This window comes from Aquamicrobium sp. LC103 (assembly GCF_001014615.2).
Taxonomy (GTDB): Bacteria; Pseudomonadota; Alphaproteobacteria; order Rhizobiales; family Rhizobiaceae; genus LBCQ02.
Genome location: NZ_LBCQ02000009.1, coordinates 75880 through 99577, shown reverse-complemented (window position 1 = coordinate 99577; position 23698 = coordinate 75880). Strand labels below are relative to the sequence as shown.

Sequence of the window (23698 nt, the reverse complement as noted above, 5' to 3'; positions counted from 1 at the left end):
GCATGGACGCTGCGCGTTTCGTCGGCACCGAGCCGCTTGCGGCCAACAGCCCGATCGTTCCGGAGCGGCTGCAGGCGTGGCTGGCGGAACGCCTGCCGGACTGCGGCGGGCACATGACAATCGAACGATTCCGGGGCGGGCAGTCCAACCCGACGATGGTGCTTTCCTTCGACGGCGAGCGCAGGCTGGTGCTGCGCAAGAAGCCGGACGGGAAGCTGCTGCCGTCGGCGCATGCGGTCGACCGCGAATTCAGGGTGATCTCGGCGCTGCGCGAAAGCGATGTGCCGGTGGCGCACGCAAGGCTTCTGTGTGACGACGACACGGTTGGTGGGTCCATGTTTTACATCATGGACTACGTGGCCGGACGCTCGTTCTGGGAGCCGGGGTTGCCGGACATGCAGGCGTCCGAACGCGCCGCGATCTATGACGAAATGAACCGCGTCATCGCAGCGCTTCACTCCGTGGATCATGTCGCGGTGGGGCTGGAGGATTTCGGCCGGCCCGCCGACTATGTGGCGCGCCAGGTCGCGCGGTGGACCAAGCAGTACCGTGCCTCCGAGACGGAGACGATCGAGGCGATGGACGGGCTGACTGCCTGGCTGCCGGACAACATTCCCGAGCAGCGGCGCACGTCGCTCATCCACGGCGACTACCGAATAGACAACATGATCTTCCACCCGAGCGAGCCGCGCGTGCTGGCCTTGGTGGACTGGGAGCTTTCTACCATCGGCGACCCGATGGCCGATTTTGCCTACCACATGCTCACCTGGCATTTTCCCGGACGTCCCTATCGCGGGCTGGCAGACATCGATCTGGTAGGCACCGGCATTCCGGACGAGCGGCGCTATCGCGACGCGTATCTGCGGGCGACCGGGCAGGAAGGCGTCGGGGAACGCGAGTGGTATGCCTATCTCGCCTATTGCCTGTTCCGCGTCGCGGCCATCCGCCAAGGCATCATGAAGCGCGTGGTGGACGGCACGGCGTCCAGTCTGCATGCGCGCGAAGCCGGCGCACTGGCACGGCCCGTGGCTGAACTCGGCTGGCGCTATGCCGAACATGCCATGAGGATGGGAGGGTGAGATGACGGACGCAACGACACGGCTTTATCCGGAAGAGGGCTGCGTGCTTGTGATCGGCGGCAGCGGCGGCGTCGGCGCCGAAATCTGCCGCGTGCTGGCACGCGACGGCTGTGATGTGGCCCTGACCTACTTCAGCAAAGAGGCGAAGGCGCAGGCGGCCGCCGAGGGCGTTCGCGCCGAAGGTCGCAAGGCGACCATTTACGGCATCAACATCGAGGTACCGGAGGCGGTCGCCAAGCTGGTGGCCGACGTGGCGGAGCATGCGGGAGGCATCCACACGCTGGTCTATGCAGCCGGGCCGCTGGTTCCGCTGATCCACCTGAGCAAGGTGGAACCAGCCCTGATGCGCAAGCACCTGCTGCAGGATACGCTGGGCTTCTTCAACGTGGTTCACTACGCGATCCCGCATCTGCGCAAGGCGCGCGGGTCGGTGGTGGCGGTGCAGAGCTCCGCGCAGTTCCGCTATGCCTCCGCCGATGGCTTGTCCGTCGTTCCCAAGTCGGGCGTGAACGGCATCATGAAGGCCGTGGCCAAGGAAGAGGGCCGATACGGCGTGCGCGCCAACGGTGTGGCGCTGGGCATCATCGATGCCGGATCGCATCCGGCGCTGATGGAGGCGGGCTACATCGACCAGAAATACATCGACGCGGCCGCGACGAACGTGCCGCTGAAGATGTGGGGCAAACCGGTGGACGTTGCCGAGGCGGTCACATACCTCGCCTCCAGGCGCGGGCGCTTCGTCAGCGGGCAGGTTATCAATGTCGACGGCGGCTATCACGTCTGAGGCCGTCGCCGCCAAGGGTCGGGGCCCACCGCATGGGACAGACTTTCGACTATGTGATCGTTGGCGCAGGCTCGGCCGGCTGCGTGCTGGCGCGAAGGCTAAGCGATGATCCGCGCATACGGGTCTTGCTGCTGGAAGCGGGACCGGGAGGCAGCCACCCGTTCTCGGACATGCCGCGCGGCTGGCTGATGCTGACACGGCACCGCGAGCGTGCATGGACCTTTCCAGTCGAGCCCGAGCAGAACCGGCCAAAGCCGGAGACCTGGGCACGTGGTCGCGGCCTTGGCGGCTCCAGTGCGATCAACGGTATGGTCTACTGCCAAGGAGCCGCCCAGGACTATGATTCCTGGTCGCAGTTCGGCGTCGATGGCTGGGGATCGGCCGAGTTTGCCGGCGCTTTCAATGCTATCGAACGGAATGCGGACGGCAGCGGCCATCTCGAACGCTGCGTTCGACCTCTGCCGGACCCGCTTCATTCGGCGGTGATGGAGGCCGGCGCCGCGCTCGGCCTCGCGCGCCGCGACGTGATCGACGGCGGAGGCGAGGCGGCCGTCGGAACCTATTCGCACACCGTTGGCAGAAATGGCCGGCGCATGAGCGCGGCGCGGGCCTTTCTCGCGCCGGTGCGAGATCGCGCCAACCTCGTCATCGAAACAGGGGCGATGGCGACGCGCATCCTTTTCGACCGACGACGCGCGGTCGGCGTGGAGTGGCGCAAGGACGGGCGGACACGCGTTTCATGTGCGGGTGAAGTGATCCTCTCCTGCGGCGCGCTGCAGAGCCCGCAGCTTTTGCAGATCTCGGGCGTAGGACCTTCGGCCGTGCTCGAGGCGGCGGGCGTGCCCGTGATCTCGGAGCTCCCCGGTGTCGGGGAGAACATGGCGGAACATCTCGTCATCGCGCTCCCGCATCGCCTGAAGGGGGCGGCCAGTCACAATGCGCGGCTGCGCGGGCCGCGCCTTCTTTTCGAAGTGATGCGCTATTGGCTGGGCGGGACAGGGCTGATGAGCTATGGCGCATCGGAGATGGGCGCCTTCGTGCGCTCGGAGCCGAAGGTGGCCTATCCCGACATCCAGATTGCCCTGTCGCCCTACAGCTTCGAACGGGGGCTGCCGGCGGGAAAGCTGCGGCTGGAGGCGGAGCCAGGGCTGACCGTCATCGGGTATGCGCTGCGGCCGGAAAGTCGCGGTACGGTCGCCATCCGCAGCGGCGACATCGCCGATATGCCGCGCATCCAGCCCCGCTGGCTTTCGACGGACGGCGACCGGAAGCTGGCGGTTGCCATGGTACGCGCGCTGCGCGGCTTTGTCGCCCAGCCGCCGCTGTCGTCCCATATCGGCGACGAGACGTGGCCGGGCAGGGATGTCGCTTCGGACGATGAGGTGCTTGCCGCCTTCACCAAAGGGTTCGTGTCGGGCCTGCACGCCGTCGGTACCTGCCGGATGGGGACCGACGGAATGGCCGTGGTGGATGCCGACCTGAAGGTTCACGGGATCGAGGGGCTGCGCGTGATCGATGCCTCGGTAATGCCGTCGCCGGTTTCAGGCAACACCAATGGGCCGGTGGTGGCCCTTGCCTGGCTGGCGGCCGGGCGGATGCTCGCTGGCCGCCAGACCTGACGGATCAGATTTCGACGGCGTGAAACGACCTGGCGAAATGCACCATGGCGCCGCCCTGCGTGGTGTGGCGCATGCGCTCGACCAGCCCGGTGAGGATGATGTGGTCGCCGCCGGGATGACGGTCTGCGACGCTGCATTCGAAGGCCGCCAGCGCGCAGTCAAGCACGGGTGGCGTGCCCGCCCCGGTGTCAAACGCACGGTCAGCGAACTTGTCAGCGCCACGCGTTGCGAAGCGCATGGCTATGTCCTGATGCTCCGGACGCAGCACGCTGACGGCGAAGCGTTCGGACGTCAGGAACGCGTCGTAGCATTGTGCCGACCGGTTGAGGCAGACAAGCACCATCGGCGGCTCGACCGACAGGGGCACGAACGTGCTGGCGGTGAAACCATGAGAGACGCCCTGCGCATCGATCGTGGTGGCGATGACCACGCCGCTGGGGAACAACGCGAAGCTCTGCTTGAGACTGGTCGGGTCGGGACGAAGCATGGGCGTGTGCGCGTTCATGCGACCGTCCTCGCCGCAGCAGCCGGGTGGGGCGACCGAAGCAGCGGGCCTGCGCCGAAGAGTTTTTCGCGCAGCGTGCCGTCGCGATAGGCGCTCTTGTGCAAACCGCGTTCCTGCAGCAGCGGAACGACTAGGTCGATGAAGGCCTCCAGGCTGCCGGGCATGATGAGGCGCGCGATGTTGAAGCCGTCCACGCCGGTCTCTTCCATCCAGCTCGCGAGTTCGTCCGCTACCTGTTCGGCGCTTCCGACGATGAGCAGGTTGCGGGCCGAGATTGCCATCTCCTCGGCGATCTGGCGGGGGGTATAGGTGCGCGCGGGATTGCGCGTGTACATCTCCATCGACGTGCGGTTGGCGTCGGTTGCTTCGTATCGCAGCACCTCGTCGAGCGGATATTTCGACAGGTCGACGCCGATGCCGCCGGCGGCATGGGCAAGGACTGCCTCAGGGTCGGCGAATCTGCGGTACTCGGCCTCCTTTTCCTTTGCTTCTGCTTCGGTGCGGGCAACGACGATGGTGGTGCCCGCAAGGATCTTGACGTTGTCGGCGCCACGGCCCTGTTCGACGGCGCGGCGGCGAATGTCGGACACGCTGGCCGCGACCTGGGCCTTCGACACGCCGTTGACAAACACGCATTCGGCGTTGGCAGCGGCAAACTGTTTGCCCCGCCCCGATGCGCCCGCCTGCATGATGAGCGGTGTGCGCTGCGGCGAGGGCATGCAGGGCAGCATCCCCTCCATCCGGAAATATTTGCCCGCATGGCTGATGACGTGCACCTTGGCGGGGTCGGCGAAGATGTGCGCATCGGCGTCGAGCCGCACGGCGTCTTCGTCCCACGATCCTTCCCACAGACGGTACATCAGCTCGAGATATTCGTCGGCCATGTCGTAGCGCTCGTCATGCGGCACGATCGAGGCGCGGCCCATGGCGCGCGCGCCGCTGGACAGGATACCGGTGACGATGTTCCAGCCGACGCGGCCGCCGGTCAGGTGGTCGAGCGTCGCCATGCGTCGGGCGAACAGGAAGGGCGGTTCGTAGATGAGGTTGCCGGTGATGCCGAAGCCGAGATGGCTCGTTACCGCCGCCATTCCCGAGATCGCGACCCACGGATCGTTCATCGGCATCTGGACGCCGCCGCGAACGGCCGCATCCTTCGAGCCGCCATAGACATCGTAGACGCCGATCGCGTCGGCGATGAACAGCATGTCGAACAGGCCGCGCTCCAACAGCTTTGCATAGTCTGTCCAGTAGGCCAGCGAGTTGAGTTGCGTGGAGCGATCGTTGGGGTGCGACCACACGCCCTGGGCCAGAAAGCCGACGCAGGACATATCCAGCGCGCTCAGCACCATCTGTTTCATGAAATTCTCCCTTGAGTGCTCAGGCCCAGTCCGTGACGACCCGCTGCGATCCGTCCCATGCAAGGCCGGCAGCGGCGACAAGCTCCTGGAAGTCGCGGCGCGGCGGCGTGCGCTCGGTCAGTTCGAGGATGTCGTCGGGAGACTGGGGATTTTCGAGATAGACGAAGCGGCCGCGCGTCGTGGCGCCGTCTTGATAGACACGGTAGCCCTGAGAGAACGCATCGGCAAGTGCGGCATCGTAGTCGTCGGGCCAGCGGCACCAGTGATGAAACGCTTCGCGGGCGAACGGCTTCTGGAGCGCATCACGCCACATACAGGGCTCGTCGTTGTCGAGCTGCATCAGCTCGAACTCCATGCCTCGCGCACTGGCGAAGGCCGTGGTGAGCGTGGGATTGCAGGCGACACCGCGATAGCGGGTTGCGGCAAAACGACCGCCTTCGATCATGAGCCACGGGCCGATCCCGAGCCGGTCGACGAAATGGTCAATCGATGCAGCGATGTCGCGGCTCATGAATGCGATTTGATTGATCGCTCCCGGAGATTGGGTCATCAGGGTTCCTCGTCTTACTTTTGTGGAACGTGCGTGAAGTGCTTGCGGAAATCCAATAGAGAGTCTTCACTTGCTGATCGCGAAACGAGATCGGGTTACGGCGATGGATTTCAGGCAGGTTCGGTATTTCCTTGCGGTGGCGGAGCACGCGAACTTTCGCAGGGCTGCTGAAGCGGTCCATGTCGCACAGTCGGCGCTGTCGAAGCAGATCGGCGAACTGGAGGCGCAGCTTGGGGTGCAACTGTTCGACCGATTGCCGAGCGGGGTGCGGCTTACGCAGGCCGGTCGCGTCTATGCCGAGGAAGCACGCCGCTCGCTGGACCTGATGGAGCGCGCAGCGACACGGGCGCGGAAGGCTGCGCGCGGCGAGATCGACCGACTGACGATCGCGATGAACGATCTAGGCACGCGAAGCCGGCGCGTAGCCGCGTGCGTTGCCCTGTTCGCGCGACGATTTCCGGAGGTGCAGCTGGATTTCGTGTCGATGGTCTCGATCGAGCAGCTTGCCGCCCTGCGCTATGGAAAAATCGACGCGGGCGTGCTGATCGAGCGGCCTCAGGATGACTGGCTCGACCATGTGCCGGTGGGGCGTGACCCGTTCTGGATTGCGCTGCCGAGCGGGCATCCGCTGTGCGAACTGGATGTCGTGCCGGTTGATGCGCTTGTGGCTGAGCCTTTCGTCTCGGTGGCGATGAGCACCTACTGGTTGCCGCAGACGCGGCTGATGGCACGGTGCCGCCTGCTCGGGCTAGTGCCGCGCGTGGTGCAGGAGGCGAGCAACGACCACATGCAGATGAGCTTCGTTGCGGCTGGAATGGGGGTAGCGTTCGTCAACGCTTCCATCGGCGCGCAGCTGACCGATGGGGTGGAGCTGCGACCGGTGGCGGGCCTCGATACGGAACTGGAACTCGACTTCGTCTGGCCTCGTGCCGCAGCCGCGCCGTCGCTGCAGAACTTTGCAACGACGATGCGCGAAATGACGGCTCGGGAAAGCCTGTAGTTGCAGGGCGGACGCTAGAGGCTGCGCTGTGCGACCGCCTCGACTTCCAGAAGGAAATCGGGCGACAGCAGCTCCTTGACGACAACGGCGGTGCCGCAGGGCGGATTGTCGGCGAAGAGCGCATTCTTCACCAACGCATAGTCGGCATAGTGCCTGGCATCGACGAGGTAGCAGCGCAGAGCGACGACGTCGTCGAGCGTTGCGCCAGCAAGCCTGAGCACCTCCTCGATGTTTACAAAGCACTGGCGCGCCTGCGCGACGGCATCGCCGATGCCGACGACCTTGCCCTGGTCCAGCGAGACCTGACCCGAGATGTGGATCAGGCCACCCCTGGCGACACCCTGGCTCATGCCCGCAAAAGTCATTCCGGGGGGATTGAGGTTATGACGTTCCATCACGTGCAGGCCTTCGTCACGGCCGCGCGCCGGTCGCCGCCGGCACGGACACCCGCGCCACGTCGATTCTGCCGCCACGCTTCTGCACCGTCTCGGGCCGCATGCTGGGATTGGCAACGCAGACATAGAGGTCGCGGCCATCGGAGCCGCCGAGCATGCAGGCAAACGCGCCGGCGCCATCGATCGTCACCGTATCGGTGATCTCGCCGCCCTCGCGCACCCGGATGACCGAGTTAGTGAATGGGGAGGCTGCCCAGACGCCTCCTTCCGCATCGAGGCAGATGCCGTCGGGGATGTGGCTCGGAACTTCGGCGAACACGCGCCTGTTCGACAGGCCGCCATCGCTCAGGATGTCGAAGGCGGTGAGCCTGTTGGCGAGCGATTCCGCGATGATGAGCGTCTTGCCGTCGGGCGTGATGACGGTGCCGTTCGGGCAGACGAGATCTTCGGCCACGACCCGCGGCCTGCCGTCCGTGTTCACCATGACCAGCATGGTGGGCGTGACCGGATCGCCTGCCTCGAAGTCGAAGCCGATATTACCGACATAGGCCCTGCCGGTGGCGTCCACCACCATCTCGTTGGTGAGGTGGCGATGGATGTAACCGAGATCGCAATAGGCCGTGAATCCTGAGCCGCTGCGGCGCAGCACGGCATGGTTTTCCATCGACACGACAAGCAGGTCGCCGTCGGGAAGCCAGCCCATGCCGGACGGGCCTCCCTCCACATGTAAACTGTCCACGCGCGCGCCGTCCGGCGACAGGATGTGAACGGTCTCGTCGTGCTGGTCTGCGAACCAGAGGTGGTCCTCATGCCAGCGCGGTCCCTCGGGGTAGGCAAACCCCGAGGCGATGGTGCGGACCGCGATCATGCCGCCTTCCGTACACATTCGTGAAGGATGGCGCCGAGCCGCGCGATGCCTTCGGCGATGATCTTCTCGCTGACATGGCCATAGGAAAGGCGCAGGAACTTGCGGTCGTCCTGCACGCCGGCGAAGCGCTCGCCCGGACGGAAGAAGATGCCTTCCTTTGCCGCGCGGGCTGCTGCGGTGTCCCAGTCGACGCGATCGTCGATCTCTACCCAAATGTAGAACGAGCCCTGCGGCATGCGGAAACGAACGAAATCGCCGCAATGCTCGCGCAGCGCCTTTGCGGCAATGTTGGCCTTGTGGCCATAGACCTGGCAAACCCGGGCAAGGTGCGGCTCGAGCAGGCCCTCGTCCATGAAGTCTGCCATGACTCGCGCGATCCATTGCGCGACGCCAAGGTCCTGCCGCATGACGGCCAGCGGCTCGATGGCCTTCAGATCGCCGATGAACCAGCCCATGCGCAGGGCCGGCGCAACCATCTTCGAGAAGGACCCGCACTGGATGACGCGTCCGCTGTCATCGAGGCTGAGAAGCGAGGGCAAGGGTTCGCCAGAGAAGCGGAGGTCGGAATAGACCGCATCCTCGATGATGATGAAATCGTGCTTCTTTGCCGCCTCGACCAGCATCTTGCGGCGCGGCACCGACATTTCGGTACCCGTCGGCGTCTGGAAGGTGGGGATGGTGTAGACCATCTTCACCCGCTTGCCTTCAGCCTTCACCTGGGCGATCAGCCCCTCCAGATCCTCGACCACCATGCCGTTGTCGTCGACCGTGAGCGTGCGGACCTCGCCGCCCTGCATCGTGGCGTAGCGCAGCGCGTAGGGGAAGGACGAGGCTTCGGCGATAACCACGTCGCCCGGATCGACATAGCCGGCCATGGCGAGCGCGAGGCCCTGGACCGAGCCCGAGGTCAGGATGACGCCGGCATGCCCGAAATCCCGGCCCTGCATCTGCCGGGTGCGCTCGGCGATGCGGGCGCGCAGGCCGCGATAGCCGAAGATCAGTTCCTCATAGCCGACGTCGGGGTCGAAATAGTCGAGCACGGATGGGCCGGCAGCGTTGAGCACCTGGCGCGCAAGACGGGTGAGGTCTGCGACCGGATAGGTTTCCGGCGCGGCCAGACCCTGGTCGAAATTGTAGATCGCGGGAACTTCCGGATCGGGGAAGAACAGTGCAGGACCGGTGTTTGATGCCTTGGCGCGAAGCGTTTCGATGGACACTGGGGTTTCCTCCTTCTGGTGGCGGTTCTTAGTCACCGCTCTCGATTGCCGCGCGTGCGGGCGCGGTGATTGGGCTTTCGTGATTTCGGCCTTTCAGCAGCCGGGTAACGACCCCGCTGAATGCCGACCATGCTTCACGGGGGCTGGCCTCAAGGAGCCCCGCACGCACGACCCTGTGGCCGGAGTGGCGCGGGCGCGGACGCGCGGTAAGCGCGAGGCCGGCAAGGCGCCAGAACACGGACCGTTTCTTCAGGCCATGGTCGTCATGCATCGCTTCCAGTTCAGGGATCGAGAACGGCTCTTCGTGGAGAAAGCCGGCGGTGATCGCGGCCTTCAGAAGCTCCGCGCCGCGCTGGGTGCGGGCGATCTCGATGTTCCATCCATCTCCGACCTCGCGGTGGGTGGGCTTGCCGTTTTCCATCACCCAGCAATCGCCGGCGACGACGTCGGCATGTTCGCTGATGCCGTCCGTGCAGACCTTGCAGCGGAACATCAATTCGTAGCGCAGGCCGGAGAACCAGGTTTCGTCATAGGTCTGCCGAAATTCCTGACCGTTGGCGGTACGCACGAAGGTGGGGCCGGGCCAGCCATGGCCGCGATAGCGGAACGCGGTTACCTGCGATGGCTCCGCGCCGAAGCGGCGGACCACGTTGTGGGTGGCATCGATGCTCGGCGACCCGCCGCAGAACATGGCCAGCATGTAGGGGACCTGCCTGTCGATGCGGGGGTCGGTGAGGGCCATGCGGCGCAGGGTCGCCACATCGCAAGGCTTGCCGATGAAGGCGAACAGCCGCCCCGCGTCGAGCAGTTCACCCACCATGCGGAGCGGTGCGGCCGGCCCGTAACGCGAACCGCTGGCGGCGAGCACCTCTGCCCGCGTCGAGCTGAGGCGCGGTTCGGTTGCCATCGGGTCCTCGCGCGTCGTGCCGACATGCAGGACACCTTCGACGCGGCCACTTTCGATCAGGAAGGTGGCGAGCGCGGTCAGCACGCCGCCTGTCGCGCCACGGAAGCGTATTGTCGGATCTGTGGCATGGCCGCGACCCATGTGTAGGATGCGCCCGAAGATGCGATGAACCGGGCCTTCGGCGGCCGGCGGTCTCGGCATGGAGCGGCCGGTGCAGACGGCGAGCGCCCTTTCCTCGGTGGCGCGCTCGAGACGGCCGACCAGCCGCGGACGCATGAAGCCTTCGGGCGACAGGCCCATCCGCATGGAACCGCGCCCGGCGATGCTTTCGCATGCGCCGCAGCCGGTGCAGAGCCCGTTTGCAACGATATCGTTCACACTGCCGGCGCGCATCGCTCCCCCAATACGGGATCACCCGAAAGCCTTCACTCAGTATCGAAGGGGAGGCGGCTAGCTTGCAAATTCTCGTTTTCAATAAGCGTTATCACGCTCATCAATGATGTCAGGCGGGCTCATCACGCGAGGCAGTCAAACGCTGGATGGCGTCCTTGACCCAGCAATGGGCGGGGCTGCGTTCTGTCGCCGGATGCCAGAACAGCCATGTCGCAAGGGGCCCCATCTCGAAAGGGATGGGCCGGACTGTGAACGCGTCTGGCGGGAGGAAGCGCTCGACGAAGACGCGCGGAATGGTCACGCACAGGTCGCTGACCTCGAGAATCGACCGCACCCCAAGGCAGTGTTCGATGCGGGCGGACACCCTGCGGCGCTGCCTGGTGGCGGCCAGCGCACTGTCGACGAGGTTGGAAAAGCGCGGCCGATTGAAGATGTGCAGGTGCTCCAGCCGCAGATAGGCGTCGAGCGTGAGGTCGCCCTGAAGGGCCGGGTGCCCGAGTCGCATGACGCAAACGAACTCGTCCTCCATGAGAAGGAGACGGCGCAGGTTCGGTTCGGATGGCGGGCGAAACTCGATGGCGAAATCCAGTTCGCCGGAAGCGAGCCGCGAATGCAGTTCCCTCTCGGGAACATAGAAGTTCTCGACCTCCATCGGCGAGCCTGCGCTGCTGATCTCGCCGATCAGCGGCGCCAGCAGGACCGCCTCGGCGAAGTCGCTCATGCTGAAGCGGAGGATGCGCTGCGAGGTAGCGGGGTCGAATGTCTCGTGTTCACCGAAGGCGTGCTCCAGCGTAGACAGTGCCTGACGCACCGGCACGATCAGGCGCTGGGCCAGAGGCGTGGGGGCGACGCCGTTGCCCGCGCGCACGAAGAGCGGATCGCCCAACAGATCGCGCAGCCGGGCAACGCTGTTGCTCACCGCTGGCTGGCTCAGATTGAGTGCCTCGGCGGCGCGCGTGATGCTGGACTCCTGATAAATGACGACGAACACATGAAGCAGGTTCAGGTCAATGCGGGACAGATTGGGCAACAGCATCTTATCCTCCGTCGGGGCACGGCCGCCGCGTGCGGCCGCAGCACGTCCGCCAGCAGGCTATCGGCGGATGTCGTTGTCCCGCGTAGTCCAAACCAATTAGGCGGAGGAAGCCGTCGGGTAGTCGGTGTAGCCCTGTGAGCCGGGCGTGTAGACGCGCGCGCGGTCGTAGTCGGAGAGTGCGATGCCATCGCGGATGCGGTGGACGAGATCGGGATTGCCGATGAAGGGCCGGCCGAAGGACACCGCTTCCGCCGAGCCGTCGCTGATCGCGGCGGCTGCGGTTTCAGGCGAGAGTTCGTTGTTGAGGATGAGGTTGCCGTGCCAGTTCGCCTTGGTCAGCGCGTAGTTGTCGACCAGCTGGACGCTGCGGCGCACCAGATGTAGATAGGCCAGACCAAGCTGCGAGGCCTCGCGCATCAGCAGGCCATACGTCTCGACGGGGTTTTCGTCGTGCATGTCGTTGTAGTCGAGGCCCGGGCACAGGCGCAGGCCGACCCGGCCGAAGCCGATGGCCTCGCCCATCGCCTGCAGCGTTTCCATGACGAAGCGGATGCGGTTTTCGGCGCTGCCGCCGTAGCGATCGGTGCGCCTGTTCGAATTTGACGACAGGAACTGCATGGGCAGGTAGCCGCTGGACGAGTGCAGCTCCACACCGTCCATGCCGGCCGCCCGCGCATTAAGGGCAGCCTGCCTGTACTCCTCCACCACGAGGGGAATTTCTCCGGTGCCCAGCGCGCGGGGCATCTCCATCGGGACGAGGCCGCTGACATCGGTGAATATCTTGGCTTCGGCGCGGATCGCCGAGGGGGCGACGACATCGGAATCATCGTCCTTGTTGATGCGCGAGGCGACGCGGCCGCAATGCATCAACTGGGCGACGATGAGGCCGCCTTCAGCGTGCACGGCCTCCGCTACGCGCCGCCACCCTTCCGTCTGGTGGGCGGAATAGAAGCCCGGCGTGCGGCAATAGCCCTTGCCAGCAGGGCTCGGCTGGATGCCCTCGGTGACGATGAGACCGGCCGACGCTCGCTGGCGGTAGTATTCGACGTGCAGGTCGGTGGGAGCGTCGCCGTCGCCCGCTCGGCTGCGTGTCATCGGTGACATCACGATCCTGTTGCGCAGTTCAAAGGCGCCGAGGGTCACCGGGTCGAACAGGCCCTGCATGGAATACTCCGCTGGCTGGGGGTTGTGGGCCGCTGTCATGTCCGCTGTCAGGGCCGCCAGGCATAGGCACCTCGGCCGAACATGCGGTCGAGGTCCTCAGGCGTAGAGGTGGAGACGAGGGGCTTGAGAGTGCCATGCGCGGTGAGCCCGCGCTGGACCGCAGGCCGCGCGGCACAGCGTTCGTACCAGTCGGCGATGCCGGGGCTCGCATCACGCGCAAGGAACGGAAAGTTTTCCGCCCAGCGATTGGCGTTCGACCATACCCACGGAAAGGCGGCCAGATCGGCAATCGAGAACTCGTCGCCACCGAGATAAGGCTTTTCGGTCAGGCGGGTTTCCATCACCCCGTACACCCGGTGCAGTTCGGTGGTGTAGCGGTCGCGCCCATAATCCTGATCCTGCGGCGCAAACAGCATGAGGTGGTTGAACTGGCCGTTGGCCGGGCCGAGATTGGCAGCCTGAAAGACCATCCATTGCATGATGTCGTAGCGCGTTGGACCGGATGCCGGCAGCAGGTGCCCACACTTCTCCGCTAAATAGAACAGGATGGCGACGGATTCGAAGACTGTAACCGGCCCGTCATGGTCGACGATGACCGGCACCTTCGAATTCGGGTTCAGCGCCACGAAATCCGGCGCGAACTGCTCGCCCCGCCACACATTCATGGGCAACATCCGGTATTCGAGCCCACACTCCTCGAGCATCAGCGTCACCTTGAGGACGTTAGGTGTCGTGGAGGCGTAAAGGTCGATCATGTGGGGTTCTGCTTCCTGCTCAGGACGGGCCGGGACGCGTGGCAGCCATCACTTGCTGACGGCTGCGACGACTTCGCCCACCGCGCGGTCGATGTCGCCCCGCTGGTAGCCGAGCAGCTCGGTCTCGGCCGGATCGGGCTCATAGGACAGGACGACACCCCGGCCCGGGACGATGAAGGCGTCGGGTAGCAACGGGTGCTCGCGGTCCTCCTCCACCAGCCGGCGATCGGTGCCGACCGCGTCGAAGATCTTCTGGAAGAAGTCACGGAAGGTGAGGTTGGCATCGCCGATGAGATAGGCCTTGCCGGTTTCGCCGCGCTCGAGCGCACCGGCGATCGCCTGCGAGAGCGAGCGCACCGACAGGTAGTTGGTTCCGCCGGCCGGGGCATAGTCCGGGATTTCCGGTCGCTTTCCCCTGCCCCATGCCGCGATGGTCTCGTAGCGCTTTGCCGGAATGCCGGGGATTGCGCCGACGATCGACGGCGGGTTCAGCGTGGTGACGTTGAAGCTATCGTCGGCGAGCGCGCGGGCACCCTCGTCGGCGAGCGCACGACCGCGGACATAGGGCACCTTGTCGATGAGGTGCGGCATCACCTGATGATAGTAGCTGCCGAGCTGCACGAACCTGCGCACACCGGCCCGCTTGGCGAGGCTGGCGAAGGCCGGCACGCCCTCAATCTGCATCACGCGCCAGAATTCATGCTCGTTGGTACCCGACGGCATGTGGCGGATGTCCTGACCGGCGGCAAACACGATGGCCTCGAACGGCTCGAGATCCTTCTCGGTAAAGGTCTGCTGCGAGTAGTCGCCGATGATCGTCGGCATTGAGGCCATGGGCGTGCCCTCGCGCGCCGGCTTGCGCGCGCCGAGCGTCACCTGATGTCCGGTCTTTTTGAGATGCACGGCGGCATGGCCGCCGATCATGCCGGTTCCGCCGATGATGAGTACCTTCACCTGCAATGCTCCTGCGTAAAAGGCCACATTGTCCCGGGCTCGCCAAAGCAGCATCGTCCGAACGAATGATGCAGGCAGCGGTGAATATGAGTGTGCTGAGCCGATGGAGGAGCGTATGGGCAGACGGTTCGCAGGCAAGGTTGCTCTTGTCACCGGAACGGCGGGCGGCATCGGCCGCGCAACCGCCATCAGGCTGGCTGGCGAGGGTGCTCGCGTGGTCGCGGCCGATCGCGACCGGGATGGGTTGGCGAGGCTCGCCGACGACATCGGACCGCTGACAGCTCTTGTCTACGACGCTGCTAACGGCGATGCGTCTGCTGCCATGGCTCGCGAGGCGGTGGCGGCCGAAGGACGCCTCGACATGCTGGTCTGCAACGCAGGCATCTACCGCCGCGGCCATTTCGAAGACATTGCAAGGGAAGAGTGGGACGCTGTCATTGGTGTGAACCTGACAAGCGTCGCCCGTATCGTGCAGGCGGCCCTGCCGGCACTGCGTGAAGCACAGGGCAGCGCCGTCCTTCTGGCCAGCACGGCCGCGACGCACGGCATCGCCTATGCCGCCCACTATGCCGCCGCCAAGGCGGGCATCGTCGCGCTTGCCAAATCGCTGGCGGTTGAATTTGCCCCTGCGGGCGTGCGCTTCAATGCGGTTGCGCCTGGGCGCGTAAAGACCGGAATCAGCGCCGGCCTTGCGCCGCTCGAACGGCAGGATCCATCGCTGCTGGTTCGTTCGCCGCGGCTTGCCGGGCTGACCGAAGGCGGGGAGCCGGACGACATAGCCGGTGTCATCGCTTTTCTACTGTCGCCGGATGCGCGATACGTTTCCGGCAGTCTGGTGAGCGCTGACGGTGCGCAGAACGTCGGTTGATGTGGGCGCGTAGTCTGTTAGGACGATGTCTCTGCATGCACGGGCTCGCAGATTTTGGGGAGGGCGCGCAGCGGACGGTCTCGCAACAAGACGCAACAACTCGTCTGAGCCAAGGTGCGCCGAAGGGAGGAATTATGAAGAAGTTACTGCTGGCGACGACCATGCTGGTCGCCGCGACCATGGCCTCGCATGCTCAGGACAACGTCGTCAAGATCGGCGTGCTCAACGACCAAAGCACCTCGTTCTCGGCGCTCGGTGGCACTGAAGTCGTTCGCGCAGCCGAACTCGCCGTCAAGGATTTCGGAGGCTCGGTTCTCGGCAATCCGATCGAAATTCTCTCGGCAGACCATCAAAACAAGCCGGACGTGGGCCTCGCGCTCGCTCGCCAATGGCTCGAGCGGGATGGCGTCGATGCTATCGCCGACGTCGCCAACTCGGCCGTCTCGCTCGGCGTCAACACGCTGATCGGCGACCAGAAGAAGGTCGGCCTCTTTGTTTCGCCGCTGACCGATCGTCCGACCGAAGCCGACTGCAACGGCCACATCGTGGCGTGGGCATATGACGCCTATTCAACCGTCGGCACAACGGTCCAAGCGCTGCTCGCTGAAGGCGGCAAGTCGTTCTACATCCTGTCGCCCGACTACGAAGCCGGCAAGGTCCAGGAATCGTGGGTCGAGACCGCCGTCAACAACGCCGGCGGCGAAATCAAGGGCAAGGTGCGCGCGCCGCTCGGCACGACCGACTTCTCGTCCTATCTGCTGCAGGCACAGGCCTCCGGCGCCCAGGCGATCGTGATGAACCTGAATGGCCCCGAGCTCGTCAACGCGATGAAACAGGCGCAGGAATTCGGCATCATCGCTGCCGGCCAGAGCATCGCCGTGACCTTCCTTCACCAGTCTGATGCCCGCGCCATCGGCGTGGAAGCACTGAAGGGCGTTCGCGCCTCGACCCCGTGGTTCTGGAAGAAGGACGCCACCTCCGAAGAATTCGGTCGCCGCATGATGGAGATCACCGGCAACGCGCCAGGCTGGATCGCAGCGGGCACCTACTCGGCAGTCACCGCCTATCTGAAGGCTGTAGAGAAGGCCGGCACGGACGAGTCCACGGCAGTCCTGAAGGCGATGCGCGAGATCGAGCTCGACGACTTCTTCGTCTCCAACGGCACGCTGTACCCGAACGGCCGCCTTGCCCACGACATGTACCTGCTCGAGGTCAACGGCCCGGACGACGTCAAGGAGAAAGACGACTTCTTCAAGCTCGCTGCGACGGTGCCCGCCGACAAGGCGTTCCGGCCCTACTCGGACAGCGCCTGCAAACTCTGACAGGCCTTGCCTGCACGGGAGGTCGCCACCTGATGCCACAGTCGGGGGACCTTCCGCGCATTTTCCATTCGCTGCGGAGAAGAAACTTGCGTGGCTACATGATTTTTGAACTCGAGATCACCGACCAGGAAGCCTGGGCGGCGTATCGGGAGGTCGCGGGACCCCTGATGGCGGCCGCCGGAGGACGGTTCATCGTTCGAAGCGATCGGATCGAGCCGCTGGAAGGCGGATGGAACCCGAAAGGCCTTTCGGTCGTCGAGTTTCCCAGCTTCGAGGCCGCGCACGACTTCTATCACTCGGAGGCCTACAAGGCGACGCTGCCGCTGCGCGAGAAGGCATCGCGCGGCCGCGGCGTCCTGGTGGGCAGTAGCCTATGACAACGCACGTTTCCGACAACATCATCGAGGCCAGGGGCCTCACCAAGCGCTTCTACGGCTTTACGGCCGTGGATGGCGTCGATCTCGACGTGAAGCGGCACTCCATCCATGCGCTGATCGGACCCAATGGTGCGGGCAAGACAACCTGCTTCAATCTCATCACCAAGGTTCTTCAGCCCAGTGACGGCGCCATCCGCTTCAACGGCGTGGACATCACCGCCGAGAGCCCGGCTAGGGTGGCCCGACGCGGCATCGTCCGCTCGTTCCAGATATCGGCAATCTTCCCCCGCATGACGGTGGCCGAAAACGTGCGGATCGCGCTGCAGCGGCCCGTGGGAACGTCATTTCATTTCTGGCGTCCGGAACGCAGCCTTAAGGTTCTCGACGAGCGGGTGGACGAGCTTCTGGAAACGGTTGGCTTGCTGTCCCTGCGCGACCGTTCTGCGGCTGACCTGCCCTACGGGCGCAAGCGCGTCCTCGAATTTGCAACCACGCTGGCGCTCGAACCCGAATTGCTGCTTCTGGACGAGCCGACATCGGGCCTCGGAAGCGAGGACGTCGAGCGCATCGCCGACCTGATCCGCAGCGTCTCCAAAGGGCGAACCATCCTGATGGTCGAGCATAACCTTTCGGTGGTCTCACGGCTTGCCGACCGTATCACCGTGCTGGCGCGCGGCAAGATCCTGGCCGAAGGACCCTATTCGGAAGTGTCGACGGATTCCCGCGTCGTGGAAGCCTATATCGGAGGCGAAGAATGAGCGCCGGGACCCTGCTTAAAGTTCGCGACCTGCGCGGATGGTATGGCGAAAGCCAGGCCTTGCACGACATGGCTTTCGAGGTAGGAAAGGGCGAGGTTGTCACGCTGCTCGGCCGCAACGGCGCGGGCAAGACGACGACGCTGCGCGCGATCATGGGCCTGCTGCGCAAGCGCAGCGGCGAGATCAGCTTCGCCGGCGAGAACCTCATCGACCGCATGCCGGAGCATATCGCCCGGCGCGGCATCGCCTATTGCCCCGAGGAGCGCGGCATCTTCGCCAGCCTGACGGTGGAGGAGAACCTGATGCTGCCGCCCGTGGTGGCGGAGGGCGGGATGGCGCTGGACGACATCTACGAACTGTTCCCCAACATTGCCGAGCGTCGCAGGAGCCCGGGTACGAAACTTTCCGGCGGCGAGCAGCAGATGCTGGCGATCGGGCGCATCCTGCGCACTGGCGCAACGTTGCTGCTTCTGGACGAGCCGACCGAGGGCCTTGCCCCGGTGATCGTGCAGCAGATCGGCGTGGTGATCCGCAAGCTTAAGGAACGCGGCTTCACCGTGCTGCTGGTCGAGCAGAATGTGCGCTTCGCCGCGAGGCTCGCCAACCGTCACTACGTGGTCGAGCATGGGCAGGTGATCGACAGGCTGGAGGCGGCAGACGTCGCAGGCAGCCTCGATCGCATCCAGAACTATCTGAAAGTGTGAGCCCGCCATGATGACACTTCTCGGGATTTCCCCGCAGCTCCTGTTCGGCCAATTGCTGATCGGGCTCATCAACGGCGTGTTCTACGCGATGATGAGCCTGGGCGTGGCCATCATCTTCGGCATGCTGCGCATCGGCAACTTCGTGCACGGCGCGCAGTACATGCTCGGCGCTTTCGGCGCTTGGTATCTTCTCAACCTGCCCGACCTGTTCCCCAGCCTCGGGCTGCCTTCGCTCAACTATTGGTGGGCGCTTGTGCTGGTGCCGTTCGGCGTGGCCCTGATCGGCGCGCTGATGGAGCGGCTGTTCATCCGCAAGGTCTATGAACTCGAACACGCCTACGGCCTGCTGCTGACGGTCGGGCTGGCAATGCTCATCGAAGGCCTGTTCAACGTGCGCTATGGCGCGGCTGGACAGCAGTACAACATTCCCGAAGCCCTGAAAGGCGGCGTGAATCTCGGCTTCATGTTCATGCCGTACTACCGGCTGTGGGTGATCGTGGCAGGCATCCTCGTCTGCGTCGCCACATGGTATGCGATCGAACGCACCCGGCTTGGCGCTTACCTGCGCGCCGCAACCGAAAATCCCGATCTCGTCCGCGCCTTCGGCATCAACGTGCCGCGCATGCTGATGCTGACCTACGCCTTCGGCGTGGGACTGGCGGGTCTCGCGGGCGTGATGGCCGCTCCGATCTATCAGGTCAGCCCGCAGATGGGCCATTCCATCATCATCACGATCTTTGCCGTCGTGGTCATCGGCGGCATGGGGTCGATCTCGGGCGCGATCTATACGGGCCTGATGCTCGGCGTGATCGAGGGACTGACGAAGGTGTTCTGGCCGCAGGCCTCGACCACCGTGATCTTCGTCATCATGGTGCTGGTGCTCATCTTCCGGCCTGCCGGCCTGTTCGGCAGGGAAACGGTTGCCGCGCACGCCGCCGACATGTCCACGGCACGGCCCGACAGCATTCTGGAGAACGGCCGGCTGTGGATGGCGATCCTCGCTATCGGCGGCACCATCGTGCCCTTCTTCATCTATCCCGTCTTCGGCATGAAGATCCTCTGCCTAGCTCTGTTTGCCTGCGCCTACAACTTGATCTTCGGCTATGTCGGGCTGCTCGCCTTCGGCCATGCGGCGTTCTACGGATCGTCCGCCTATGTGGCCGCCTTCACGGCCGCTTCATGGGGCTTCCCGACCGAGCTCGCGATCCTGTCCGGCGTGGCGATGGCGACGCTGCTGGGAGCGATCTTCGGATGGCTGGCCATCCGCAGGCAGGGTCTCTACTTCGCGATGATCACCCTGGCACTGGCCCAGCTCGTCTATTTCTACGCCATCCAGGCCTCCTGGACCCACGGCGAGGACGGCATCCAGTCGGTGCCGCGCGGCTACGTCTTCGGTGTCATCAACCTGAACGACCCGATGGCCATGTACTTCTTCGTGCTGGCAGTCTTCCTGATCGGGTTCGGGGTGATCTACCGGATCGTGCATTCTCCCTTCGGGCAGGTGCTGAAGTCGATCCGGGAGAACGAGCCACGCGCGATTTCGCTGGGTTACTCGACCGACCGTTTCAAGCTGATCGCCTTCACGCTTTCGGCAATGCTGGCGGGGCTTGCGGGCGGCACCAAGGCGATCGTTTTTCAGATCGCCTCGCTGGCCGATCTCTACTTCCAGACGTCGGCTGATGCCCTGCTGATGACGCTTATCGGCGGTGTCGGCACGCTGCTTGGCCCGATCGTCGGCGCGATCATCGTGGTGACGATCCAGACGGAGCTCGCAACGCTTGGCTCATGGGTCATCGTGGTGCAGGGCGCAGCCTTCGTGGTGTGCGTGCTGTTCCTGCGCAAGGGTGTCGTCGGCACGCTGGAGGACTGGCTGAGCGCTCGCGTGGAGCGCAAGCGCATCGCCGCCGGTGGGGGCGCGCCCGTTGTCGAGAGGAGCTCGCACTGATGGGCAAGCCGCTTGCGATGGTCGTGGGGGCCGGTCCCGGCCTCGGCATAGCGCTGGTCCGCCGCTTCGCACAGGGCGGCATGAGCGTCGCCTTCGTGGCGCGTCGCCCCGATGCCGTCGCGGCGTACCAGAAGCAGCTCGATGCGGAAGGGCTGGATACCAGGGGGGTCGTCGCCGACGCGGGCGACCCCGCCACGATCTCGCGGGTCGTGGCAAAGTTGCGAGAAACGCACGGCGAGGCAGAAGCAGCGATCTACAACGCCGCCATCATCGAGCCGTCGCGCTTGGTCACGCCGTCGGGCATCGGCGAGGCGCGATATGCGACGGCGCCGGGCTGGAAGGCACATGGCGAGCCTGTCGACTTCGATTACCTGATGGACAGCTTCCGCACCAATGTCGCGGGCGCGCATCATCTGGCGCGGGAAGTCGCGCCCGGCATGATCGAACGCGGCCGCGGGACGATCCTGCTCACCGGTGGCGTGCTGGCATTTGGCCCGTGGATCGAATGGGGTGTCACGTCGCTTGGCAAGGCGGCGCTGCGCAGCCTTGGCCATTCGCTCTACAAGGAACTGTCGCCTCATGGCGTGCAGGTTTCCACCGTCGCCATCCACGGCACGATGGCGAAGGACACGCCCTACGACCATGACCGCGTCGCGGATGCCTACTGGCAGGTACACGCGCGTCCGCGCGACCAGTGGGGCCCGGACTTCCACTTCAAGCCCCACGAAGATGATGGAGCGGATCCGGACGTATGACACCGCCGATCGATTTCAAGGGGCAACGCGCGCTGGTGACAGGCGGCGCAAGCGGCATCGGGGCCGAGACCGCAAGGCTGCTGCTTGAGCTCAACGCAAGGGTTGTGCTCTGCGATCTGGCGGGGGACAGGGTTCAGCAGGCATGCGACAAACTGGGTGCGCATGGCGCGGTGCAAGGCGACGTTGCCGTGGAGGCGGATGCCGACCGCATGGTCGCCGAAGCCTCTGACGCCCTGGGCGGGATCGACCTCGTGTTCAACGCTGCCGGTATCGGAGACGATCTTGTGCCCTTGCACGAGCAATCGACGAAACACTGGCGGCGTGTCTTCGACGTCAGCCTGTGGGGCACACTCCTCATTTCTCGCGCGGCGGGCCGGCTGATGGTAGAGCAGCGGAGCGGTGCGATGGTCAACGTCTCGTCGATCGTGGGACTGGACGCCTTTCCCGGCCGCTCGGCTTATGGCGTCGCCAAGGCGGGCGTAGGCCATCTGACGAAGACACTTGCCTGCGAGTGGGGCGAATATGGCATTCGCGTCAACGCGATAGCTCCTGCCTATACCAAGACGCCGATGGTGAAGGACCTGCTCGAACGCAAGGTGTTCGACCCCGGTGTTATCGAGCGCCGGACGCCTTTGGCACGGATGGCGGAAACCGAAGAGATGGCCAAGGCCGCAGTCTTCCTGTTTTCCGACTGGGCGAGCTACGTCACCGGGGTGGTCCTGCCGGTCGATGGCGGCTGGAGTGCCTATGGCGCGTCCGGCGACGTTGTGAAGATCAGGCACGCGACGGATTAGGACGCGTGCCTTCGCCCTAGTGCCCGGGGAAGGTGGCCTACGCCCTTCGGTACTTGTCCAGACCTTCGCCCTTCAGCGCCTCGACCAGATCGCGCTTGCGGATCTTGGCGGCCTCAACCGGCATGTTGTCGATAAGCTCGACGCGGCGCGGTGCCTTGTAGGCGGCGAGTTCTGCGCGGCACCATCCACGTAGGTCTTCCGCAGTGGCAGTGGCGCCGTCAGCGAGTACGACGACGGCAACCGGAACCTCGCCCTTCTCCTCGTCGGACGCGCCGACGACCGCGCACATGGCCACTGCCGGATGGCGATAAAGGACGCTCTCGACCTCAAGCGGATAGATGTTGTGGCCGCCGGTGATGATGACGTCCTTCTTGCGGTCCACGATGAAGAGGAAGCCATCGCTGTCGACGAAACCGAGATCGCCGGAGCGCCACCCCAGTGGCCCGAAGGCCTGAGCGGTGGCTTCTTCGTCGCCCAAATAACCGAGTGCGACACAGTCGCCACCGATGATGACCTCCCCGATCTCTCCGACGGGAAGTTCCACGTCGTCGTCGTTGACGATATAGATGCGGGACGAGCCGACCGGTAGGCCGGCCGAGCCCGGCTTGCGCAGGCCAAGCGTCGGCTCGATCACGTTCTGGCCGCAGGTCTCGGTTGCGCCGTAGACCTGCGCAACCTTGACGCCCGACAGTTCCTCGAATCGCTTGATGACCGGCTGGGGGACCGGGGAGCCGCCGGTCGTGCAGATGCGCAGCGACGACAGGTCATGGCGGCTCGGGTCATGCTCGTTGACCATGTAGACGTACATTGTCGGCGTGCCGCCGAAATATGTCGCGCGGTAGCGGCTGATGTCGGCCATCACGCGCTCCGTGTCCCACCGTTCGTGCAGCACGATCGTGCCGCCGGTGTAGAGACACAGGTTCAGGGTCACGGTGAGGCCGAAATTGGTGAACAGCGGAACGGCGCACAGGTAGATTTCATGGCCGAACCGGGTCCGGTGCGAGACCATCATGTCGCGCAAGGTGGACGACAGGCCATAATGCGACTGCGCGGTGCCTTTTGGCGTTCCCGTCGTGCCCGACGTGAAGAAGAGCGATGCGATCTCGTCGGCTTCGCAGGCGACATTGTCGAACTGTGCGTCGGCGGCAGCGATCAGAGTGTCGAGGTCGTCAGCCCCGGCGCCGCCGCCGCCGCCGGCGACAAGGCATGTCTCGAGCGCGGGGAATTCGTCGTGGATCTCCGAAAAATAGGGCCAGGTGGTGCCGTCCGCGACCACTGCCTTCATTCCGGTGCGAGCCACGATCTTGCGCAGTTCCGCATGGCGGAACATCGCACTCAGTGGTGCGGGCACCGCGCCCAGACGCTGGCAGGCCCAGAACGCCACCGCCATCAGGGGCGTCGAGGGCAGATAGAGACCGACCTTGTCGCCCTTGCCGATGCCCCGCGCTGCGAGGACGTTGGCGAGCCGCGCCGTGCGCTCACCGAACTCGGCATAGGTGAGCGTCTTGCTGTCTGTGATGATGAAGGGGCGCTCCGGCAGAAGGCGGACGTTGCGTGCGAGGATCTGGTTGAGGATTTCCATCCGGTTCCA

Annotated in this window: 24 protein-coding genes; 12 read left to right on the top strand and 12 right to left on the bottom strand. The window is 64.9% G+C overall.

Features of this window, described 5'->3' with window-relative positions; translation table 11 throughout:
* Positions 1-2: 2 nt before the first annotated feature.
* Genes XW59_RS17985 through XW59_RS17975 form a run of 3 tightly spaced genes read left to right on the top strand, consistent with a single transcriptional unit; the run spans position 3 to position 3482 of the window.
* Positions 3-1079, top strand: a complete 1077-nt coding sequence (locus XW59_RS17985; protein ID WP_082137670.1) for a phosphotransferase family protein — start codon at positions 3-5, stop codon at positions 1077-1079.
* Between the two features lies 1 nt (position 1080).
* The gene (locus XW59_RS17980; RefSeq protein WP_047146756.1) at positions 1081-1863 is read left to right on the top strand and encodes an SDR family oxidoreductase; all 783 of its coding nucleotides are present in this window, start codon (positions 1081-1083) and stop codon (positions 1861-1863) included.
* A 32-nt stretch (positions 1864-1895) separates the two neighbouring features.
* Positions 1896-3482 carry a GMC family oxidoreductase N-terminal domain-containing protein gene (locus XW59_RS17975; protein WP_047146755.1) on the top strand — a complete coding sequence of 529 codons (1587 nt, stop codon included), beginning with the start codon at positions 1896-1898 and terminating at the stop codon, positions 3480-3482.
* 4 nt (positions 3483-3486) lie between these two features.
* Here the strand turns inward: XW59_RS17975 and XW59_RS17970 are convergent, their stop codons facing one another.
* The 3 genes from XW59_RS17970 to XW59_RS17960 are packed head-to-tail and all read right to left on the bottom strand — an operon-like array spanning position 3487 to position 5895.
* On the bottom strand, positions 3487-3987 hold the full coding sequence (locus XW59_RS17970) for a flavin reductase family protein (protein ID WP_052958239.1): 501 nt from the start codon (positions 3985-3987) through the stop codon (positions 3487-3489).
* Positions 3984-5345 carry an LLM class flavin-dependent oxidoreductase gene (locus XW59_RS17965; protein ID WP_047146754.1) on the bottom strand — a complete coding sequence of 454 codons (1362 nt, stop codon included), beginning with the start codon at positions 5343-5345 and terminating at the stop codon, positions 3984-3986. Before XW59_RS17965 ends, XW59_RS17970 begins: the two co-directional genes overlap by 4 nt.
* Before the next feature lie 19 nt (positions 5346-5364).
* Positions 5365-5895, bottom strand: coding sequence for a VOC family protein (locus tag XW59_RS17960; RefSeq protein ID WP_047146753.1), 531 nt, complete (start codon positions 5893-5895; stop codon positions 5365-5367).
* 70 nt (positions 5896-5965) lie between these two features.
* On the opposite strand from XW59_RS17960, the gene XW59_RS17955 reads away from it, so the two are divergent.
* Positions 5966-6895, top strand: a complete 930-nt coding sequence (locus tag XW59_RS17955) for a LysR family transcriptional regulator (protein ID WP_136068314.1) — start codon at positions 5966-5968, stop codon at positions 6893-6895.
* 14 nt (positions 6896-6909) lie between these two features.
* Here the strand turns inward: XW59_RS17955 and XW59_RS17950 are convergent, their stop codons facing one another.
* The 8 genes from XW59_RS17950 to XW59_RS17915 all read right to left on the bottom strand — a co-directional run bounded on the left by XW59_RS17950 (position 6910) and on the right by XW59_RS17915 (position 14584).
* Positions 6910-7245, bottom strand: coding sequence for a RidA family protein (locus XW59_RS17950; RefSeq protein WP_052958237.1), 336 nt, complete (start codon positions 7243-7245; stop codon positions 6910-6912).
* Positions 7246-7306: 61 nt separating this feature from the next.
* The gene (locus tag XW59_RS17945; protein WP_047146751.1) at positions 7307-8158 is read right to left on the bottom strand and encodes an SMP-30/gluconolactonase/LRE family protein; all 852 of its coding nucleotides are present in this window, start codon (positions 8156-8158) and stop codon (positions 7307-7309) included.
* Positions 8155-9375, bottom strand: a complete 1221-nt coding sequence (locus XW59_RS17940) for a PLP-dependent aminotransferase family protein (protein WP_136068312.1) — start codon at positions 9373-9375, stop codon at positions 8155-8157. The genes XW59_RS17945 and XW59_RS17940 overlap by 4 nt, the downstream gene beginning before the upstream one ends.
* 28 nt (positions 9376-9403) lie before the next feature.
* Complete coding sequence (locus XW59_RS17935; protein WP_052958236.1) at positions 9404-10675, bottom strand: Coenzyme F420 hydrogenase/dehydrogenase, beta subunit C-terminal domain; 1272 nt, start codon at positions 10673-10675, stop codon at positions 9404-9406.
* Between the two features lie 109 nt (positions 10676-10784).
* Complete coding sequence (locus XW59_RS17930; RefSeq protein ID WP_047146749.1) at positions 10785-11711, bottom strand: LysR family transcriptional regulator; 927 nt, start codon at positions 11709-11711, stop codon at positions 10785-10787.
* Between the two features lie 96 nt (positions 11712-11807).
* Entirely contained in the window at positions 11808-12875 is a 1068-nt protein-coding gene (locus XW59_RS17925; RefSeq protein ID WP_047146748.1) for an alkene reductase, read from the bottom strand.
* A 47-nt stretch (positions 12876-12922) separates the two neighbouring features.
* Positions 12923-13630 (bottom strand): glutathione binding-like protein, encoded by a 708-nt coding sequence (locus XW59_RS17920; RefSeq protein ID WP_047146747.1) that lies wholly within the window; start codon positions 13628-13630, stop codon positions 12923-12925.
* Positions 13631-13678: 48 nt separating this feature from the next.
* Entirely contained in the window at positions 13679-14584 is a 906-nt protein-coding gene (locus tag XW59_RS17915) for an NAD-dependent epimerase/dehydratase family protein (RefSeq protein WP_047146915.1), read from the bottom strand.
* A 115-nt stretch (positions 14585-14699) separates the two neighbouring features.
* Here XW59_RS17915 and XW59_RS17910 point away from each other — a divergent pair, with 115 nt between their 5' ends.
* From XW59_RS17910 to XW59_RS17875, 8 genes are all read left to right on the top strand, one after another.
* Positions 14700-15452, top strand: coding sequence for an SDR family oxidoreductase (locus XW59_RS17910; protein WP_170990176.1), 753 nt, complete (start codon positions 14700-14702; stop codon positions 15450-15452).
* Between the two features lie 134 nt (positions 15453-15586).
* Entirely contained in the window at positions 15587-16774 is a 1188-nt protein-coding gene (locus XW59_RS17905) for an ABC transporter substrate-binding protein (protein ID WP_136068310.1), read from the top strand.
* A 98-nt stretch (positions 16775-16872) separates the two neighbouring features.
* Positions 16873-17151, top strand: coding sequence for a DUF1330 domain-containing protein (locus XW59_RS17900; protein WP_047146746.1), 279 nt, complete (start codon positions 16873-16875; stop codon positions 17149-17151).
* The gene (locus tag XW59_RS17895; RefSeq protein WP_047146745.1) at positions 17148-17909 is read left to right on the top strand and encodes an ABC transporter ATP-binding protein; all 762 of its coding nucleotides are present in this window, start codon (positions 17148-17150) and stop codon (positions 17907-17909) included. Before XW59_RS17900 ends, XW59_RS17895 begins: the two co-directional genes overlap by 4 nt.
* A complete protein-coding gene (locus XW59_RS17890) occupies positions 17906-18613 on the top strand; it encodes an ABC transporter ATP-binding protein (protein WP_047146744.1) in 708 nt (235 codons plus the stop codon). The genes XW59_RS17895 and XW59_RS17890 overlap by 4 nt, the downstream gene beginning before the upstream one ends.
* A gap of 7 nt (positions 18614-18620) precedes the next feature.
* Positions 18621-20558 carry a branched-chain amino acid ABC transporter permease gene (locus tag XW59_RS17885; protein ID WP_047146743.1) on the top strand — a complete coding sequence of 646 codons (1938 nt, stop codon included), beginning with the start codon at positions 18621-18623 and terminating at the stop codon, positions 20556-20558.
* A complete protein-coding gene (locus XW59_RS17880) occupies positions 20558-21313 on the top strand; it encodes an SDR family NAD(P)-dependent oxidoreductase (RefSeq protein WP_047146742.1) in 756 nt (251 codons plus the stop codon). Before XW59_RS17885 ends, XW59_RS17880 begins: the two co-directional genes overlap by 1 nt.
* Complete coding sequence (locus tag XW59_RS17875) at positions 21310-22107, top strand: SDR family oxidoreductase (RefSeq protein WP_047146741.1); 798 nt, start codon at positions 21310-21312, stop codon at positions 22105-22107. Before XW59_RS17880 ends, XW59_RS17875 begins: the two co-directional genes overlap by 4 nt.
* A 37-nt stretch (positions 22108-22144) precedes the next feature.
* Here XW59_RS17875 and XW59_RS17870 read toward each other — a convergent pair whose 3' ends face one another.
* Positions 22145-23689: an AMP-binding protein gene (locus XW59_RS17870; protein ID WP_047146740.1), complete on the bottom strand. Its 1545-nt coding sequence runs from the start codon at positions 23687-23689 to the stop codon at positions 22145-22147.
* Between the last annotated feature and the right edge of the window lie 9 nt (positions 23690-23698).

Excerpts from the sequence above, each read along its gene's own strand:
- XW59_RS17985 (WP_082137670.1), top strand. The coding sequence starts at position 3 with ATGGACGCTGCGCGTTTCGTCGGCACCGAGCCGCTTGCGGCCAACAGC.
- XW59_RS17980 (WP_047146756.1), top strand. The coding sequence starts at position 1,081 with ATGACGGACGCAACGACACGGCTTTATCCGGAAGAGGGCTGCGTGCTT.
- XW59_RS17975 (WP_047146755.1), top strand. The coding sequence starts at position 1,896 with ATGGGACAGACTTTCGACTATGTGATCGTTGGCGCAGGCTCGGCCGGC.
- XW59_RS17970 (WP_052958239.1), bottom strand. The coding sequence starts at position 3,987 with ATGAACGCGCACACGCCCATGCTTCGTCCCGACCCGACCAGTCTCAAG.
- XW59_RS17965 (WP_047146754.1), bottom strand. The coding sequence starts at position 5,345 with ATGAAACAGATGGTGCTGAGCGCGCTGGATATGTCCTGCGTCGGCTTT.
- XW59_RS17960 (WP_047146753.1), bottom strand. The coding sequence starts at position 5,895 with ATGACCCAATCTCCGGGAGCGATCAATCAAATCGCATTCATGAGCCGC.
- XW59_RS17950 (WP_052958237.1), bottom strand. The coding sequence starts at position 7,245 with ATGAGCCAGGGTGTCGCCAGGGGTGGCCTGATCCACATCTCGGGTCAG.
- XW59_RS17945 (WP_047146751.1), bottom strand. The coding sequence starts at position 8,158 with ATGATCGCGGTCCGCACCATCGCCTCGGGGTTTGCCTACCCCGAGGGA.
- XW59_RS17935 (WP_052958236.1), bottom strand. The coding sequence starts at position 10,675 with ATGCGCGCCGGCAGTGTGAACGATATCGTTGCAAACGGGCTCTGCACC.
- XW59_RS17930 (WP_047146749.1), bottom strand. The coding sequence starts at position 11,711 with ATGCTGTTGCCCAATCTGTCCCGCATTGACCTGAACCTGCTTCATGTG.
- XW59_RS17925 (WP_047146748.1), bottom strand. The coding sequence starts at position 12,875 with ATGCAGGGCCTGTTCGACCCGGTGACCCTCGGCGCCTTTGAACTGCGC.
- XW59_RS17920 (WP_047146747.1), bottom strand. The coding sequence starts at position 13,630 with ATGATCGACCTTTACGCCTCCACGACACCTAACGTCCTCAAGGTGACG.
- XW59_RS17910 (WP_170990176.1), top strand. The coding sequence starts at position 14,700 with ATGGGCAGACGGTTCGCAGGCAAGGTTGCTCTTGTCACCGGAACGGCG.
- XW59_RS17905 (WP_136068310.1), top strand. The coding sequence starts at position 15,587 with ATGAAGAAGTTACTGCTGGCGACGACCATGCTGGTCGCCGCGACCATG.
- XW59_RS17900 (WP_047146746.1), top strand. The coding sequence starts at position 16,873 with ATGATTTTTGAACTCGAGATCACCGACCAGGAAGCCTGGGCGGCGTAT.
- XW59_RS17895 (WP_047146745.1), top strand. The coding sequence starts at position 17,148 with ATGACAACGCACGTTTCCGACAACATCATCGAGGCCAGGGGCCTCACC.
- XW59_RS17890 (WP_047146744.1), top strand. The coding sequence starts at position 17,906 with ATGAGCGCCGGGACCCTGCTTAAAGTTCGCGACCTGCGCGGATGGTAT.
- XW59_RS17885 (WP_047146743.1), top strand. The coding sequence starts at position 18,621 with ATGATGACACTTCTCGGGATTTCCCCGCAGCTCCTGTTCGGCCAATTG.
- XW59_RS17880 (WP_047146742.1), top strand. The coding sequence starts at position 20,558 with ATGGGCAAGCCGCTTGCGATGGTCGTGGGGGCCGGTCCCGGCCTCGGC.
- XW59_RS17875 (WP_047146741.1), top strand. The coding sequence starts at position 21,310 with ATGACACCGCCGATCGATTTCAAGGGGCAACGCGCGCTGGTGACAGGC.
- XW59_RS17870 (WP_047146740.1), bottom strand. The coding sequence starts at position 23,689 with ATGGAAATCCTCAACCAGATCCTCGCACGCAACGTCCGCCTTCTGCCG.